General features: G+C 58.2%; 16 protein-coding genes. 9 read left to right on the top strand and 7 right to left on the bottom strand.

Annotated features, from left to right (window positions below):
- The first annotated feature begins 363 nt into the window (after positions 1 to 363).
- Entirely contained in the window at positions 364 to 1,326 is a 963-nt protein-coding gene (locus tag AC07ZE_RS23075; RefSeq protein WP_207266756.1) for a hypothetical protein, read from the top strand.
- Positions 1,327 to 1,332: 6 nt separating this feature from the next.
- Here the strand turns inward: AC07ZE_RS23075 and AC07ZE_RS23080 are convergent, their stop codons facing one another.
- Entirely contained in the window at positions 1,333 to 2,022 is a 690-nt protein-coding gene (locus tag AC07ZE_RS23080) for a DUF6933 domain-containing protein (RefSeq protein WP_207266757.1), read from the bottom strand.
- 33 nt (positions 2,023 to 2,055) lie between these two features.
- Positions 2,056 to 2,403 carry a hypothetical protein gene (locus AC07ZE_RS23085; RefSeq protein ID WP_207266758.1) on the bottom strand — a complete coding sequence of 116 codons (348 nt, stop codon included), beginning with the start codon at positions 2,401 to 2,403 and terminating at the stop codon, positions 2,056 to 2,058.
- A 236-nt stretch (positions 2,404 to 2,639) separates the two neighbouring features.
- On the opposite strand from AC07ZE_RS23085, the gene AC07ZE_RS23090 reads away from it, so the two are divergent.
- The gene (locus tag AC07ZE_RS23090) at positions 2,640 to 2,957 is read left to right on the top strand and encodes a helix-turn-helix domain-containing protein (RefSeq protein ID WP_207266759.1); all 318 of its coding nucleotides are present in this window, start codon (positions 2,640 to 2,642) and stop codon (positions 2,955 to 2,957) included.
- 167 nt (positions 2,958 to 3,124) lie between these two features.
- Here AC07ZE_RS23090 and AC07ZE_RS23095 read toward each other — a convergent pair whose 3' ends face one another.
- Both AC07ZE_RS23095 and AC07ZE_RS23100 read right to left on the bottom strand, forming a co-directional pair.
- Complete coding sequence (locus AC07ZE_RS23095; RefSeq protein WP_207266760.1) at positions 3,125 to 4,642, bottom strand: amidase family protein; 1,518 nt, start codon at positions 4,640 to 4,642, stop codon at positions 3,125 to 3,127.
- 130 nt (positions 4,643 to 4,772) lie between these two features.
- Positions 4,773 to 5,831, bottom strand: coding sequence for an MBL fold metallo-hydrolase (locus tag AC07ZE_RS23100; protein ID WP_207266761.1), 1,059 nt, complete (start codon positions 5,829 to 5,831; stop codon positions 4,773 to 4,775).
- A gap of 187 nt (positions 5,832 to 6,018) precedes the next feature.
- On the opposite strand from AC07ZE_RS23100, the gene AC07ZE_RS23105 reads away from it, so the two are divergent.
- Positions 6,019 to 6,630, top strand: coding sequence for a TetR/AcrR family transcriptional regulator (locus tag AC07ZE_RS23105; RefSeq protein WP_207266762.1), 612 nt, complete (start codon positions 6,019 to 6,021; stop codon positions 6,628 to 6,630).
- A gap of 76 nt (positions 6,631 to 6,706) precedes the next feature.
- Here the strand turns inward: AC07ZE_RS23105 and AC07ZE_RS23110 are convergent, their stop codons facing one another.
- Positions 6,707 to 7,648, bottom strand: a complete 942-nt coding sequence (locus AC07ZE_RS23110) for a LysR family transcriptional regulator (protein ID WP_207267877.1) — start codon at positions 7,646 to 7,648, stop codon at positions 6,707 to 6,709.
- Between the two features lie 15 nt (positions 7,649 to 7,663).
- Here AC07ZE_RS23110 and AC07ZE_RS23115 point away from each other — a divergent pair, with 15 nt between their 5' ends.
- Together AC07ZE_RS23115 and AC07ZE_RS23120 are read left to right on the top strand one after the other, a co-directional pair.
- On the top strand, positions 7,664 to 8,371 hold the full coding sequence (locus tag AC07ZE_RS23115) for a CTP synthase C-terminal region-related (seleno)protein (RefSeq protein WP_207266763.1): 708 nt from the start codon (positions 7,664 to 7,666) through the stop codon (positions 8,369 to 8,371).
- Positions 8,368 to 8,691, top strand: coding sequence for an antibiotic biosynthesis monooxygenase family protein (locus AC07ZE_RS23120; RefSeq protein ID WP_207266764.1), 324 nt, complete (start codon positions 8,368 to 8,370; stop codon positions 8,689 to 8,691). The genes AC07ZE_RS23115 and AC07ZE_RS23120 overlap by 4 nt, the downstream gene beginning before the upstream one ends.
- Before the next feature lie 117 nt (positions 8,692 to 8,808).
- Here the strand turns inward: AC07ZE_RS23120 and AC07ZE_RS23125 are convergent, their stop codons facing one another.
- The gene (locus AC07ZE_RS23125) at positions 8,809 to 9,135 is read right to left on the bottom strand and encodes a DUF2025 family protein (protein WP_207266765.1); all 327 of its coding nucleotides are present in this window, start codon (positions 9,133 to 9,135) and stop codon (positions 8,809 to 8,811) included.
- Between the two features lie 222 nt (positions 9,136 to 9,357).
- Here AC07ZE_RS23125 and AC07ZE_RS23130 point away from each other — a divergent pair, with 222 nt between their 5' ends.
- The 3 genes from AC07ZE_RS23130 to AC07ZE_RS23140 all read left to right on the top strand — a co-directional run bounded on the left by AC07ZE_RS23130 (position 9,358) and on the right by AC07ZE_RS23140 (position 12,247).
- Positions 9,358 to 10,494, top strand: coding sequence for a glycerophosphodiester phosphodiesterase (locus tag AC07ZE_RS23130; RefSeq protein WP_207266766.1), 1,137 nt, complete (start codon positions 9,358 to 9,360; stop codon positions 10,492 to 10,494).
- A 178-nt stretch (positions 10,495 to 10,672) separates the two neighbouring features.
- Positions 10,673 to 10,978, top strand: a complete 306-nt coding sequence (locus AC07ZE_RS23135; protein ID WP_207266767.1) for a PepSY domain-containing protein — start codon at positions 10,673 to 10,675, stop codon at positions 10,976 to 10,978.
- 246 nt (positions 10,979 to 11,224) lie between these two features.
- Positions 11,225 to 12,247: a transporter gene (locus AC07ZE_RS23140; protein ID WP_207266768.1), complete on the top strand. Its 1,023-nt coding sequence runs from the start codon at positions 11,225 to 11,227 to the stop codon at positions 12,245 to 12,247.
- Positions 12,248 to 12,278: 31 nt separating this feature from the next.
- Here AC07ZE_RS23140 and AC07ZE_RS23145 read toward each other — a convergent pair whose 3' ends face one another.
- Complete coding sequence (locus tag AC07ZE_RS23145) at positions 12,279 to 12,716, bottom strand: multidrug/biocide efflux PACE transporter (protein ID WP_207266769.1); 438 nt, start codon at positions 12,714 to 12,716, stop codon at positions 12,279 to 12,281.
- Positions 12,717 to 12,804: 88 nt separating this feature from the next.
- Between AC07ZE_RS23145 and AC07ZE_RS23150 the strand changes: the two genes are divergently transcribed.
- A complete protein-coding gene (locus tag AC07ZE_RS23150) occupies positions 12,805 to 13,659 on the top strand; it encodes a LysR family transcriptional regulator (protein ID WP_207266770.1) in 855 nt (284 codons plus the stop codon).
- The last annotated feature ends 21 nt before the right edge of the window (positions 13,660 to 13,680 follow it).

Consider the following 13,680-nt stretch of genomic DNA (forward strand, 5'->3'; position numbering starts at 1 on the left):
ATAGTCGATAACTGAAATGATTCCGAGTGAGTGAGTTGAACAAAAACCTGTGGCGAGGGAGCATGTCGGAACACCGCACCGTCCCGCTCGACTGCGCAGCCGTCGCCAATCCGCGCAACGCGGTCTGCCTGATTTACCGCGTTAGCTGGTTTTGGGGTCGCTTCGCAACCCAGCGGGGATGAATCCCCTCGCCACAGGTGGGTGGTTGGCTTGATGGCTGTGGGGATTTCGGGATTCGCGAGCAGGCTCGCTCCCACAGGTTTGGTGGGTTGCCGTTGATTTTGTGGGGTGTTGAAAACAGTGAGTGCAACCGGTCTCGCCTCCCGCTATTAATACCCTTCCCTCTCACGGACCCGAGCCCCCATGAAATTCGACCTCGCCTACTGCCTCAGCCTCGACACCAAACTGTCGATTTATGACGTGCGCGATCTCAATTTCGACGAAACCTTGGCGTTCGATTCCGCCCAGGAGCATTTCCAGTGCCCCAACGATGCCTGTCGTTTGGCGTTTGATGCGGCGAATGGGTTGGGGACATTCAACGCCAAGAATGTGAATTACGTGCGCACGCCGCATTTCAAGAATCTGCCGAGTACGCGGCATGTCGAGGGTTGTCCTTATGTGAGTCTGAAGGCTCCTGCGTCGGGTGTGGAGGCCGACGCGGATGACGGTCGTGAGGAGCATTTTCCGTCGGAGTTGTTGCTGACGCGGCGTCAGTATGTGCGCAAGCCGCACAGTCCGAAGGGGGTGGCGGAGGTTGTGAGAGATGAGACGATTAGGTCTTCAGCGGACAGTGGCGTCGAGCCTTCAACCCAGGATTCGGCACCGGACAAGACCCACGTCTTCGCCCATCCCGTCGAGTGTTTTGTCTCGAATTTCGAGGACAAGGAGTTGCTCAAGCGCATGCCACTGAAGATCGGTGAACATGCGGCGACCTACGGGGCGTTTTTCAAGAAGATCGAGTATCTGCAGGACAACAAGGGGCTGATTTACTGGGGCAAGGTCAAGGAGATCAAGGACTACACCCAGAGCTTTCGCATCGACTTCGAGAAGAAGGTCTGGTTCGAGAAGAAGCCGTATTCGGTCAACGTTTACCTGAGCAAGAAGCTGATCGACAGCTACCGCAAGCGCAAGGCGTTTCTGGAGGAGATCAAGCATGCCATCGAGAGTGGGCGTGAGTTGTACTGCTTCTTTTATGGGGTGACGCCGGCCTTGAAGCAGGTGCCGAGCAAGAAAAACCCCGAGCAGACGTTTGGGGTGTTCAGTGCCGACATTGAGAATCTGGATCACTTTATTGTGCGGGAGGCGCCGGGGCTGGAGGGGAAGTGACTCGAATCAATGACTCGCGTCAGCCTCTTCGAACGCCCGGATTTCTCGCCTGACTTCTTGACGTCGGTTGCGGGCTTTCTGAACGCCGGACTCATCAAGACCGCAATACTGGCGTAGCCAGTGAGCCATCATTTCTTCATCCGGCAAGGCATAACCTTTGACGCTATTGTTGCCCCTGACGAAGCCATTGATCCTGGCATCAAAGCGGCTCGCCATGATTTCATCAGGTGGCAAACATCCCCACTCAGCCGCGTAGTCCTCAAAGATCCAGGCGATTTCTTTGATATGGCCTTGCGCGCTACGGTGACCGCGCTTGTACAACTGATAGTCATGACAGCCTTCGTCGAATCGCTCCTGCATGACGTCAGGAGCGATCCATTGCAAAGCGTCGTGGTTCATCGCATCACGCATCACTCCATTAAGCCAGCGATCAGTAAAGCGTTTAACAAAGCCCTCCACATCGGCCTTTTTCGCGCCCGCGAAAATCATGCAATACCGGGTTTGCACATGGATGACGAACAGCACGTGTTTGCGTTGAACGCTGATGGCGTGGACCAGCCACTGTTCGGCTGACTCAACATGCACATCGTCTTCAATGGTGGGCGTTGGTGGTTTTTCCACAGGGGTGATTTTCTTGCCCTTGTGGACACGGCTGAAAAAGTTGCTGGCGGCTTCGGTGCAATTGAAGATCAACATCCTGGTTCTCTGGTAGATGCTAGAAAAATGCTATCAGTCCTTGGCCCATTCGATTTCATAAGGCTGGCGTACGGCGTCAGAAATTCTTTCACGCAACTCCTCACTCAGGACCGACAGTTCTTCTTCGCTAAGCAGGTCGTACGCGATCATCAATCTTAAAGACAATGATGCCCCCGAACGACGAAAACCGTCGAATGCCATCGCCAGATCCTTGTCCCGATTTCGCATGAGGCGATAGAGGGTAAGGTATCGAGCGTGTGCCGATAAGGCATCGTTCTGAGCGATGGTTTGGGCGTTTACCAGAACGCTTTGGCAAAAGCGCTCCAGCGCAAGTTCGTAAAGCCCTTTGTACTTCTTCCAGTCGCTTTCTGATATCGACAAGACAACCTCCTTTACCGGGTTTTGAGCGATGTCGCGCGACGACTGACGCCCAGACAGGCATGAAAGCTTAGCCCCGAACTTACGCTCGTACCCAGTGACATTTTTCGATCAGCACCGTCCGTCTGGCTGAACGGGACAAAGTCGCACAAATCAAAAAATCAATTTGATCCGCGCTCAAAACAACTGTACAAAAACACAGTATATTTTGATCAACTCTCTCGAGCCCGGAGAACACCATGGCCTCTCAAGCGATGAAAATCACCCTGGAGCGTATCGCCCTTTTCCAATTCACCCCGGCCCATTGCGCCCAGGCCCGAGCGATGCTGGGTTGGAGTGTGGAGGAATTGTCTCGGGAAGCCGGGGTTTCGGTGGAGGCCATTCAGCGATTCGAGGCCAGGCGTGAGGTGCTGGATGTCACCCGGTTGGCCTTGGCATATCGGTTTGAGTCGGAGGGGCTGGTGTTCTTCCCGGGGTTTGCGCCGGGGCGTGGGATGAATGTGAAAGGGTCGACGCCGAATCCCGTGGGGCGGGCGGATTTTGCGATGGTTGAGTGAGTTGGTGCGTTAATTGACGAGGGATCGATTGTAGGAGCGAGCTTGCTCGCGATGGTCGTTAACAGTGACGCGTATTGACTGGCAAAACGCGGTGCCCTTGAGTCAATCGCGAGCAAGCTCGCTCCTACAGTACGATCGCCTTCGCATCCCCCACTTTCACGCAATCACTACGGTTTGAACACAGGCGCCCGCCGCGCATGGGAGACCTGTTCATAACCATACGCCAAAGCCAGAAGCCTGGCATCGCTCCAGCGAGGCCCGAAGAAGTAGACCGAAGTAGGTACGCCGTCATCGTCTATTCCCGAAGGCACCATGATGCCGGGATAACCCGCCAGCGGTACGACGTTCATGGCGGGTGATTCGACGTCTGATACGAGGGCGTCCAGTTGATGGGTTGTTAGCAACTGATCGATGGCGGCGGCGTTTTCGCTTTGAATTTTCTTCCAGAGCTGATTGTAGGTTTGCTCGTCGAAGGCAATTTTGCTGGCCGCCATCAAGGTGTTCTGCTTCTGACTTTCGACGCTGCCGGCATTGAACAGCAACAGATCGTCCAGTGTCTGGGCGGGAACGCCGGTTCGAGTTGCCAGGTAACGAGGCAACTCGCGCTTGATGCCCATTTGCAGTGCTTCCTCTACCTGCTCCGAAAGCGGGTCACTCAGTTCAACGGGGATCAAGGTTGCACCTGCTGCCTGCATGAGTTCCAACGCTTGGGAAAACTGCGGATCGGTCAGAAGCGGCAAATTACCGCGATCAAATTTCGCGGGGTAGCCGATTCGCCGTCCGACCAGTGCGTCGGGACGCAACAACGTGGTGAAATCCACCGTTTCCAGGTTATGCGGCTTTTGGATCGGATCCGCGACATCGTTGCCCACCATGGCATTGAGCAGGAGTGCCGCGTCGCGAACCGTGCGCGCCATCGGCCCGGGCGTGTCCAGTTTTTGAGTCACCGGGATGATGCCGCTGCGGCTTAACAGTCCCACCGTGGGTTTGATGCCCACCACACCATTCATGGACGCCGGGCAGCTGATCGAGCCAGACGTTTCCGTTCCGACGCTCAGGGGTGCAAAACCTGCCGCGACGGCTGCGGCGGAGCCGGAACTGGAACCACAGGGATCGCCACTGAGCACGTGCGGATTTTTGGTTTGCCCGCCCCGCCCACTCCAGCCGCTGGGGAGATCGAGGTCGCGAAAATTTGCCCATTCACTGAGATTGGTTTTTCCAAGAATCACCGCGCCGGCCGCCCTGAGGCGTTGCACGATAAAGGCGTCCTGCGCAGCGGGTTCACCGACCATGGCCAGCGAGCCGGCACTGGTCTGCATTTGATCGGAGGTATCGATATTGTCCTTGAGCAATACCGGAATGCCATGCAGCGGACCTCGGGTGTAACCACCCTTTCGCTCCCGGTCCAGCGCCTCGGCCATGGCCAACGCCTCAGGATTGAGCTCGATGATCGCATTGATCGCCGGCCCGTTTTTATCCAGCTTGTCGATCCGTGCCAACAAATGCCGGACCAGCATCACGGAATTCAGCTGGCCGCGATCCATCCATTGGTTGATTTCATCGACACTCAAGTACTCCAGCCCGGTCTCGGGCGCGGAGGTCTGCGCGCTAGCGACGCTTGCCGCCATTGAAAACAGGGCAATTGCGGCCAGCCGCTTCATGCAGCCGTTTAACGTTACGTCCATGTAAAAATCCTTCTGACTGATGGCGGATGAATGATTTCATCCGCTATTGAGCCTACAGAAGCGGCCGAAATTGTCCGTCATCACGGCTCACAGCTTCTCGTGCGAATGTTCGCCTCTGTTTGTAGTCGCCCTACCCGACGCTTTGTTGATCCTCGAACATCTGCTGTTCAACCTCCAGCCACCAGGCTCCACCCCGCTGCGGATGCATCAGGTTAAAGGCCTCGCCCATCTGTGGCGTGGTAATCGAAACGCTGCGCTCCCAGGCCAGGGCCAGGATACGGTCGAAAGGTTCGTACCAGGCGTGCATCGACAGGTCGAAGGTGCCGTTGTGAATCGGCAACAGCCAGCGACCTTTGAGGTCAAGGTGGGCCTGCAGGGTTTGTTCCGGTTGCATGTGCACGTGCGGCCACTCGACGTTGTAGGCGCCGGTTTCCATCAGGGTCAGGTCGAACGGGCCGTGTTGTTCGCCGATGCGTTTGAAGCCGTCGAAGTAGCCGCTGTCGCCACTGAAGAAGATGCGCGTGTTGCCATCGATCATCACCCATGAGGCCCAGAGGGTGCTGTTGCCGTCGAACAGGCCGCGCCCGGAAAAGTGTTGCGACGGTGTGGCGATAAAGCGAATGCCTTCGACCTCGGTGCCTTCCCACCAGTCCAGTTGCCGGACCTTGCTGGCGTCGACTCCCCATTTGATCAGGGTGTCGCCCACGCCCAGCGGGGCAAGGAAATAACGGGTCTTGTCGGCAAGTTTCAACACCGCCTGATAATCCAGGTGATCGTAATGATCGTGGGACAGGATCACTGCTTCAATCGGCGGCAATTGCTCCAGGCTGATCGGCGGCTGGTGAAAGCGTTTGGGACCGGCCCACTGCACCGGCGAGGCACGTTCGGCGAAGACCGGGTCGGTGATCCAGAACTTGTCCCGCAGCTTGAGCAATACCGTGGAATGTCCGAGGCGATAGACGCTGTGGTTCGGCGCAGCGATCAGCGCCGCCTGCGTCAGAGTTTGTACCGGGACCGGTGCGCTCGGGCGTGTATCGCGCGGTTTGTGGAAGATGACGTTCCAGAGAATGCGCAGGGTCTTGCGAAAGCCCTCGCGCTTGAACGGTGCATGGTTGCGGTATTGCCCTTGTGTCTGACGGGAAGCGTCAGCGGTGTCGGCGATATCCGCCGGGGAAGTTGAGTTGGCCATGACTGAAATAACTCGTTTGGGACGATAAATGGCCAAGGCACGCACGCATCAGCCGAACACTCTATTTATGACCGTGCAGGATTAACAATACATTACACTGCACAGTGTAGTTTCTAGGTTGCATCAAAGCTGATCGCAAGTAAACTACCGAGTGTAATTTCCCCTTCATTCTGCCGAAGCCGCATTTATGACAGCTCCCCAGCGCCTGACCGACCGAAAACGTGAAGCCATCATTCAGGCGGCCATCGCCGAATTCCGGGCCAACGGTTTCGAGATCACCAGCATGGACAAGATTGCCGCCACCGCTGGCGTGTCGAAGCGCACGGTGTACAACCACTTCCCCAGCAAAGAAGAGTTGTTCGCCGAGATCCTTAATCAACTATGGGCGCGGGTGACGGCAGAGCAGGAAACGCCCTACCGCCCAGACTTGCCGCTACGTGATCAGTTACGCCCGATACTGGCGGCAAAGATGCAAATGTTGAGCGATGGCAATTTCCTCGACCTGGCGCGGGTGGCTATTGCAGCGGCTATCCATTCCCCGGAACGCGCGCAGAGCATGGTGACGCGCATGGGTGAGCATGAAGAGGGTTTGACCCTGTGGATTCGCTCCGCCCAGGCCGATGGTCGCGTGAAAGCGGTCGCCCCCGACTTTGCCGCACAGCAAGTCCACGGCCTGCTCAAGTCCTTCGCGTTCTGGCCGCAGATTTCCATGGGTATGCCCGGCTTGTCGGCCGAGATGCAGGGCACTGTGGTGGAGTCGGCACTGGATATGTTTCTGGCCTGTTATCAGGTGCCATAAATGACAATGTCGATCAGGCCGATAGCCCCAAATCGATCACCGCAATGTGTTTCAGGATGAAACTGTCGCTGCAACTTTACGGCAACTTCAGCGCACGCCCCAACTCATCAAACAAGGTCACCACCGAGCGCAAGGCTCGGCAATCCGGGCGGGTCAGCAGCCACAGCGCCGTGCCGTAACCCTGAAGGGGCTCGCCCAGTGGCTGCAATCCGTCCCCGATCAAAAAGTCCGGCAACGCCGCCACGCCCAATCCCGCTCGAACCAGTTCCGTGACGGACAGCATGCTGTTGCAGCGATAGCCCGGCATCACGCCCGGCAGCGCTTGACGGCGCCAGGTCACCGTCGGGTGATCCGGCAGGAAGTCGTCGGGGGCAATCCAGGTCAATGCAGCAAGGTCTCCGGCATCGACTGATTGCAGATAACCCTCACTGGCACACACCCGGTACGCAATGTCCGCCAATCGTCGCCCCACCAGATGCTCGGGTGGCGTGCGGGTCAGGCGCAGGGCGATGTCAGCGTCGCGGCGACTGAGGTTGGCAAAGTCATTGGAGGTGCTGAGTTCAAGGGTCAGCGCCGGGTAGTTGGGCATGAACTGCGCCAGCGCCGGCAACAGCAAACCTTGCAGGACCGAATCGGTGCAAGTCAGGCGCACGGTGCCGCTGATGACTTCGCCACCCTGCTCCACGCCGATGCGCGCCGCCTCCAAGGCCTGTTCGGCCCGCTCAGCCTGCTCGGCCAACGACTGCGCCAAGGTGGTGGGCAGGTAGCCGGCGCGGCTTTTTTCGAACAACGGCTGACCCAATGCGGCTTCCAACCGACGCACGGCCCGAAACACCGTAGAGACATCCACCTTCATCAGCTGCGAAGCCCGGGCCAGCGAGCCGCCCCGAACCAGCGCAAGGATCAGGGCCAGGTCCGGATAGTCCAGTCGATAGTGCGCCACTGCATTGATCACTTGGATAAACGCCAATATTGAGTGCGTGAACGCCAATCTATAGTGAGCGCCAGGAATCAACAAGCGCAGAGGCCACTCATGGAAAACCCCGTCATCCGCATCGCCCTGATCGGCGATTACGACCCGCAAGTCACCGCCCACCAGGCTATCCCGGTGGCGCTAGGGATGGCCGCCGAAATCACTGGCCGGAACGTGCAAGGGCAATGGCTCGCCACCGAGAGCATCGAGGCCGGCGCGCCGCTCGATGAGTTCGACGGCTTCTGGTGTGTACCGGCCAGCCCCTATCGCAGCCTGGACGGCGCGCTACGGGCGATTCGCTTTGCCCGCGAACAGCGGCGACCTTTCCTCGGCACCTGCGGCGGTTTTCAACATGCGGTGCTGGAATTCGCTCGCAATGTGCTCGGTTGGTCGGATGCCGTGCATGGCGAGACGTCGCCCGATGCTGATCGCGCATTGCTCACACCCCTGGAGTGCTCGCTGGTGGAGGCTGTCGACAGCATTCATTTGCGTGAAGGTTCGTTGATCGCCAAGGCGTATGAAACGTCCAAGATTCGTGAGGGCTATCGCTGCCGCTATGGTGTGAATCCGCGGTTCGAGCAGGCCTTGCTACAGCATGATCTTCAGGGTGTCGGTCATGATCAATCGCAGGGCCTGCGCGCGGTGGAGCTCAAGCGGCATCCGTTCTTCATTGCCACGCTGTTCCAGCCGGAACGTGCTGCGCTCAAGGGCATCCCGCCGCCGCTGGTAAGAGCCTTGGTCGAAGCATGCACGGAGCAGCGCTCATGATGGCCAATACACCGCCCGCGCCGTATTACGCGGTGATCTTTACCTCGCGGCGCACTGAGGGTGACCAGGGTTACGCCGAGGCCGCCGCGCGCATGGTGGAGTTGGCGCGCGAGCAACCGGGATTTCTTGGGGTGGAGTCGGCTCGGGGCGATGACGGGGTGGGGATTACCGTTTCGTACTGGGCCAGCGAGGCGGCGATTCTGGCTTGGAAGCATCATCCCGAGCACAGTGAAATTCGTGAGCGGGGGCGGTCGACCTGGTATGCCCGGTGTCATACGCGGGTGTGTCGGGTTGAGCGGGCGTATGAGTTCAGTCTGTAGTTGATTGGGTGTTTTTCAGGCCGTCTTCACGGGCAAGCCCGCTCCCACAGGTTTAACGCACACCCTTGTGGGAACGGGCTTGCCCGCGAAGAGGCCGATACAGTCAGCCCAAAACCATCAGCCTCGCACCAAACTGCGCACCGCCGAAATCTGCGGCACATCCCGCCTGTTCATGTACACCCGCAACGGTTCGGTGATGTTGATGCTGTCGTCGATGTTCTGATCCAGCAGCAACTGAATCAACTCGCGCTTGAGGGTCATGGTGTGTTCGGGGCCCGGTGCCCAGACGAATTCGCTGGCGGGGATGATGCCGTCGTCCGCCACGTCCATGCCGAAAGCATCTTCGCTGAAGCGGACGATGTAATGGCCGGTCTTGCGATTGAGGCCGACGAAGCCTTTGAGTTGGTCGGCAGCCTGGCAAATGAGCTGGGATGTGACGCGCATGGTAAACCTCACAAAAAGTGATCGTTGGTTTACACGCAGGGCCGGCGAACGGTTTTCCCTCTGCCGGGGAAGTTGCCGGGGTCAAGGGTACTGCAAACGAGCGCACAAAAACGCTGACGAACATCAGCTTTAAACAGGTTTATGTCGGTCTCGCGATAGCGCTGGCAACGCTCAGTTGTTAAAAGGGACGTCTTTGTAAACCATCGCGAAAGGATCTCGACCATGCCTGCCACCTTCACCAAAAGCGCCCTGATGCTGAGTTTGCTGCTCGGTACAGTTCAACTCCAGGCTCAGGCCCAAGCCGCCACCGAACCTGGCCCCACTGCTTTGGCTACAAGATTGGGCATCCCTCACCCGGCAGTGATCGCCCACCGAGGCGCGTCGTTCGATGCACCGGAGTCCACCGACGCCGCCTACAAACTGGCCCGTGATCTGGGCGCCGATTACCTGGAACTTGACCTGCAACGCAGCAAGGACGGCGTGCTGTTCGCCCTGCACGACAACAGCCTGCTGCGTACCACCGACGTCGCGATCAAGTTCCCCGAGCGCAAGGACAGCCCGGCCAACGCGTTTACCATGGCCGAGCTGAAAACCCTGGACGCCGGTAGCTGGTTCAACACCGCCTACCCGGATCGCGCACGCCCTTCCTATACGGGCCTGAAAATCCTGACCCTCGATGAAATCATCGACATCGCCCAGGCCAATCCACGGCACAAGCCGGGGTTGTATATCGAGACCAAGGAACCGCAGCAGTTTCCCGGCATCGAGCATGACCTGAAAGCGAAACTCCAGGACCGTGGCTGGCTGAGCCCGGCCGGTTCGAAACTGGCGAAAAGCGAGCTGGCTGTCGGTCAGGGTAAAGGCAAGGTGATCCTGCAAACCTTCGAGAAGAGCAGCCTCGAACTGCTGCAAAAGGAAATGCCGCGAGTGCCGAAGATCCTGTTGCTATGGGTCGGCGAAGGCAATATCGAGCCTGCATCCAAGGTGACGTTTGCCGAGTCCGGCGAGAAGGACAAGGCTGCGTACTACGCCAAGCAGCAACCGAAGGACAAAGCCGAATTCCAGCGCTGGGTCGACTACGCCAAGGCCCAGGGCGCGATCGGCACTGGCCCGTCGGCCGTGTTGACCCAGGGTGGCGATCAGAGTTATGCGGATCTGGTGCAACCGTGGATGAACCAGTACACCCACGATCAAGGTCTGTTGGTGCACGTTTACACCATCGATGAAGCGGTGGATTTTCAGAAGGTCATGGATGCGGGTGTCGATGGGATCTTTACCAATCGCGCCAGTGAGTTGTTGAAGTTCTACAAGAGGCCGGCGGCGAGTGTTGATCAGGTGTTGAAGAATAACGGGTATTGATCCGGGACCAAGGCGTTTGCATTCGCGAGCAGGCTCGCTCCCACAGGGATTGGCGTAAATCTGTGGGAGCGAGCCTGCTCGCGAAGGCTTTAGTCCAGACAAAGGGAATTTAAGGCTGAATTAAGTTGCCACAGTTAATCTGATTCCACTTAAACAGCTCACCCAAGGATAGAAGCTCATGAAAACGTTGACTGCCTTGTTCGCCGCCGCAACCTTGATCCTCACCGCGGGTTTGGCCCAGGCCGATGTGCCCGTCGACCAGATCCCGCAACTGGTCAAGGACGGCAAGATCAAGCCGCTGGAAGAACTGAACCAGATCGTGTTGAAGCTGCACCCGGGTGCCACGATTACCGACAGCGACCTGGATCACCACTTCAATGGCTACGAGTACGAAGTCGAGTTGCGTGATGCCAATAAAGTTGAGTGGGACGTGGACTTGAATGCCGCCACCGGCGAAGTCCTGAAAAACAAAAAAGACGACTGAAACACACGCACAAAAAAGCCGCACGATTTCGCGATCGGGCGGTTTTTTTTGCGTCTGGGTGATCGGTCAGGGTCACGCAATCGTCACCAAACCGTCAAACAGCCTTGCGATGATGCGGCCTGTGGGAGCGAGCCTGCTCGCGATGGTCGTTAACAAAAACGCGGCGTAACTGGATAAACGCGGTGCCCTGACGTTCATCGCGAGCAGGCTCGCTCCCACAGGAGATACCTCCCCTTGCGAGTCCTCATGAACCACAGCATCGATCAAAGCCATCGCGATCCGGATCTGTTCGGTTTGCTGTACGGATTCAGTTTTCGCCCCGGTGAACGCGGACGGGAAATCGACTCGGCAAAGGCATTGCAATACCTGCAACAACCGCAAGACGACGAACAATTTCTCTGGCTGCACCTGAACCTCGCCCATGCCGCGTGCGAGCGTTGGATGAAAAGCCATCTGGAATTGCCCGACGAATTTTTCGAAGCCTTGCACGAAGGTTCGCGTTCGACGCGCATCGAACATGTCGATTCGGCGCTGCTGGCGGTGGTCAACGATGTGGTGTTCAACCTCAGCAGCATGGTCTCCTCGGATGTGTCGACGTTGTGGGTGTGCGTGCGCAGCCGGTTGATCATCAGTGCGCGCCTGCAACCGTTGCACTCGGTGGACAAGTTGCGTTCGTCGGTGAAGGCCGGCGAGTGCTTTCGCTCTCCCCTGGAATTGCTGGTGCATCTGCTGCGCGATCAGGGTGAAGTGCTGACGCAGATCGTGCGCAAGACCAGCCTGAGCGTCGATCAGATCGAAGACGAATTGTTGTCCTCACGCCTGTCGACCAACCGTGCCGAACTGGGCGCTAACCGGAGGGTGTTGGTACGTCTGCAACGCCTGCTGGCGCTGGAACCGGGGTCGTTGTTGCGGCTGCTCAACCGCCCGCCACCGTGGCTGCAAAAGGAAGACGTCAAGGAACTGCGCAAATCCACCGAGGAGTTTGCGCTGATCATCAATGACCTGACGGCGCTCGGTGAACGCATCAAGCTGTTGCAGGAAGAAATCGCCGCCAACCTCAACGAACAGAGCAACCGCACGCTGTTCACCCTGACCGTGGTCACGGTGCTGGCGTTGCCGATCAACATCATCGCCGGTTTTTTCGGCATGAACGTCGGTGGGGTGCCGCTTTCCCAGGATCCGGAAGGGTTCTGGATTCTGGTGGCGCTGGTGGCGACCTTTACCGTGATAGCGGGGCGTTGGGCGTTTCGTAAGCGACGGGATTATTAAGCGCGTTTGAAATCCTGTGGGAGCGAGCAGGTTATGCGTGGCTATGCTCACGCATAACGAACCGCTCACGCACCACGTCATACACCCAGTGGTAAACGTAGGTGTACGGCAGGAAAAACAGCAGCACCCCAATGTCGAGCAGAAACGCCTGCCACAGACTGATGTTCAGCCACCAGGCAATCAGCGGCACGCCAAGCGCCACCAGCCCACCTTCGAACAACAGCGCATGCACCACCCGAACCCAGGCGTTGTGTGCAATGGCCAAGCGCTTGAGCACTCGGTCGAACAGGCCGTTGAACACCACGTTCCACGCCAGGGCCAGGGCAGCAATGACGACGGTGACGACGCCCATTTCCACCATCGGCTTGTCCATGATCCACGCCAGCAAAGGCGTACAGATCAGGATGGCCAACAGTTCGAACCCGATGGCCTGGAAAATACGTTCAGTGATGGATTTGTGGGTGCTCATGACCTGACTCCTGAGTAACGATGGTTGCCATGGTCCACCATCACACCGATACTTCATAATCAATAACCATCGATCAAGGCGATAGTTCATGGCCTCCCAGGAAGTGTTGCAGGCGTTCGTTCAGGCAGCGACGCAAGGCTCTTTTTCCGCCGCGGCGCGCAAACTGGGGCGCAGTCAGTCAACCATCAGCGCGGCGGTGGCCAGCCTGGAAATCGACCTGAACCTGACGCTGTTCGACCGCAGCAGCCGCAAACCCACCCTCACCCCGGCCGGGCATGTGATGCTGCAGCGGGCCGAGGACATCCTGGCCGCTACCAGCCGTCTGGAAATGAGCGCCAGTCAGTTGTCCCAAGGGGTCGAGGCGAAACTGACCGTGGCGCTGTCCGACACCTACCAGTCCGACCGTTTCGAAGCGTCACTCAGTGCGTTCGAGCAGCGTTATCCGGACCTGGAACTTGAATGCCTGATCGCCGAATGCGACGACCTGGTGGCGCTGGTACAACGCGGCCGGGCTCATCTCGCCTTCGCCGAAATGCAGGAAAGCTATCCGCCGGACCTGGTGAATGCAACGGTGGATGAACGCACGGAAATCGCCCTGTTCGTCTCGCCCAAACATCCCTTGGCCACGCTGAAACACGTCGATCAGGAGGTGCTGCAACGGCACCGGGAATTGCGCCTGGCGACCATCGTCAATCCTTATGAAAGCCGGGCGAAGGGGCGTGTCTGGTCGGCGCCGAGTTATTTAATGCTGCTGGAAATGGCCCAGGGTGGATTCGGCTGGACACCGCTGCCGCGTTGGCTGGTGGAGCGATTTGGCCCGGGATCGCTGCAGGAACTGCACGTGCGCGGCTGGCCGAAAACCGTTTACGTGGATGCACTGTGGTCGCGGCTCAATCCGCCAGGGCCGGCGGGGAGCTGGTTGTTGACCAAGATGCTGGAATAGCGGCCATTGACGAATCGGCTC

The sequence above is a fragment of the Pseudomonas sp. GW101-3H06 genome (assembly GCF_059424605.1).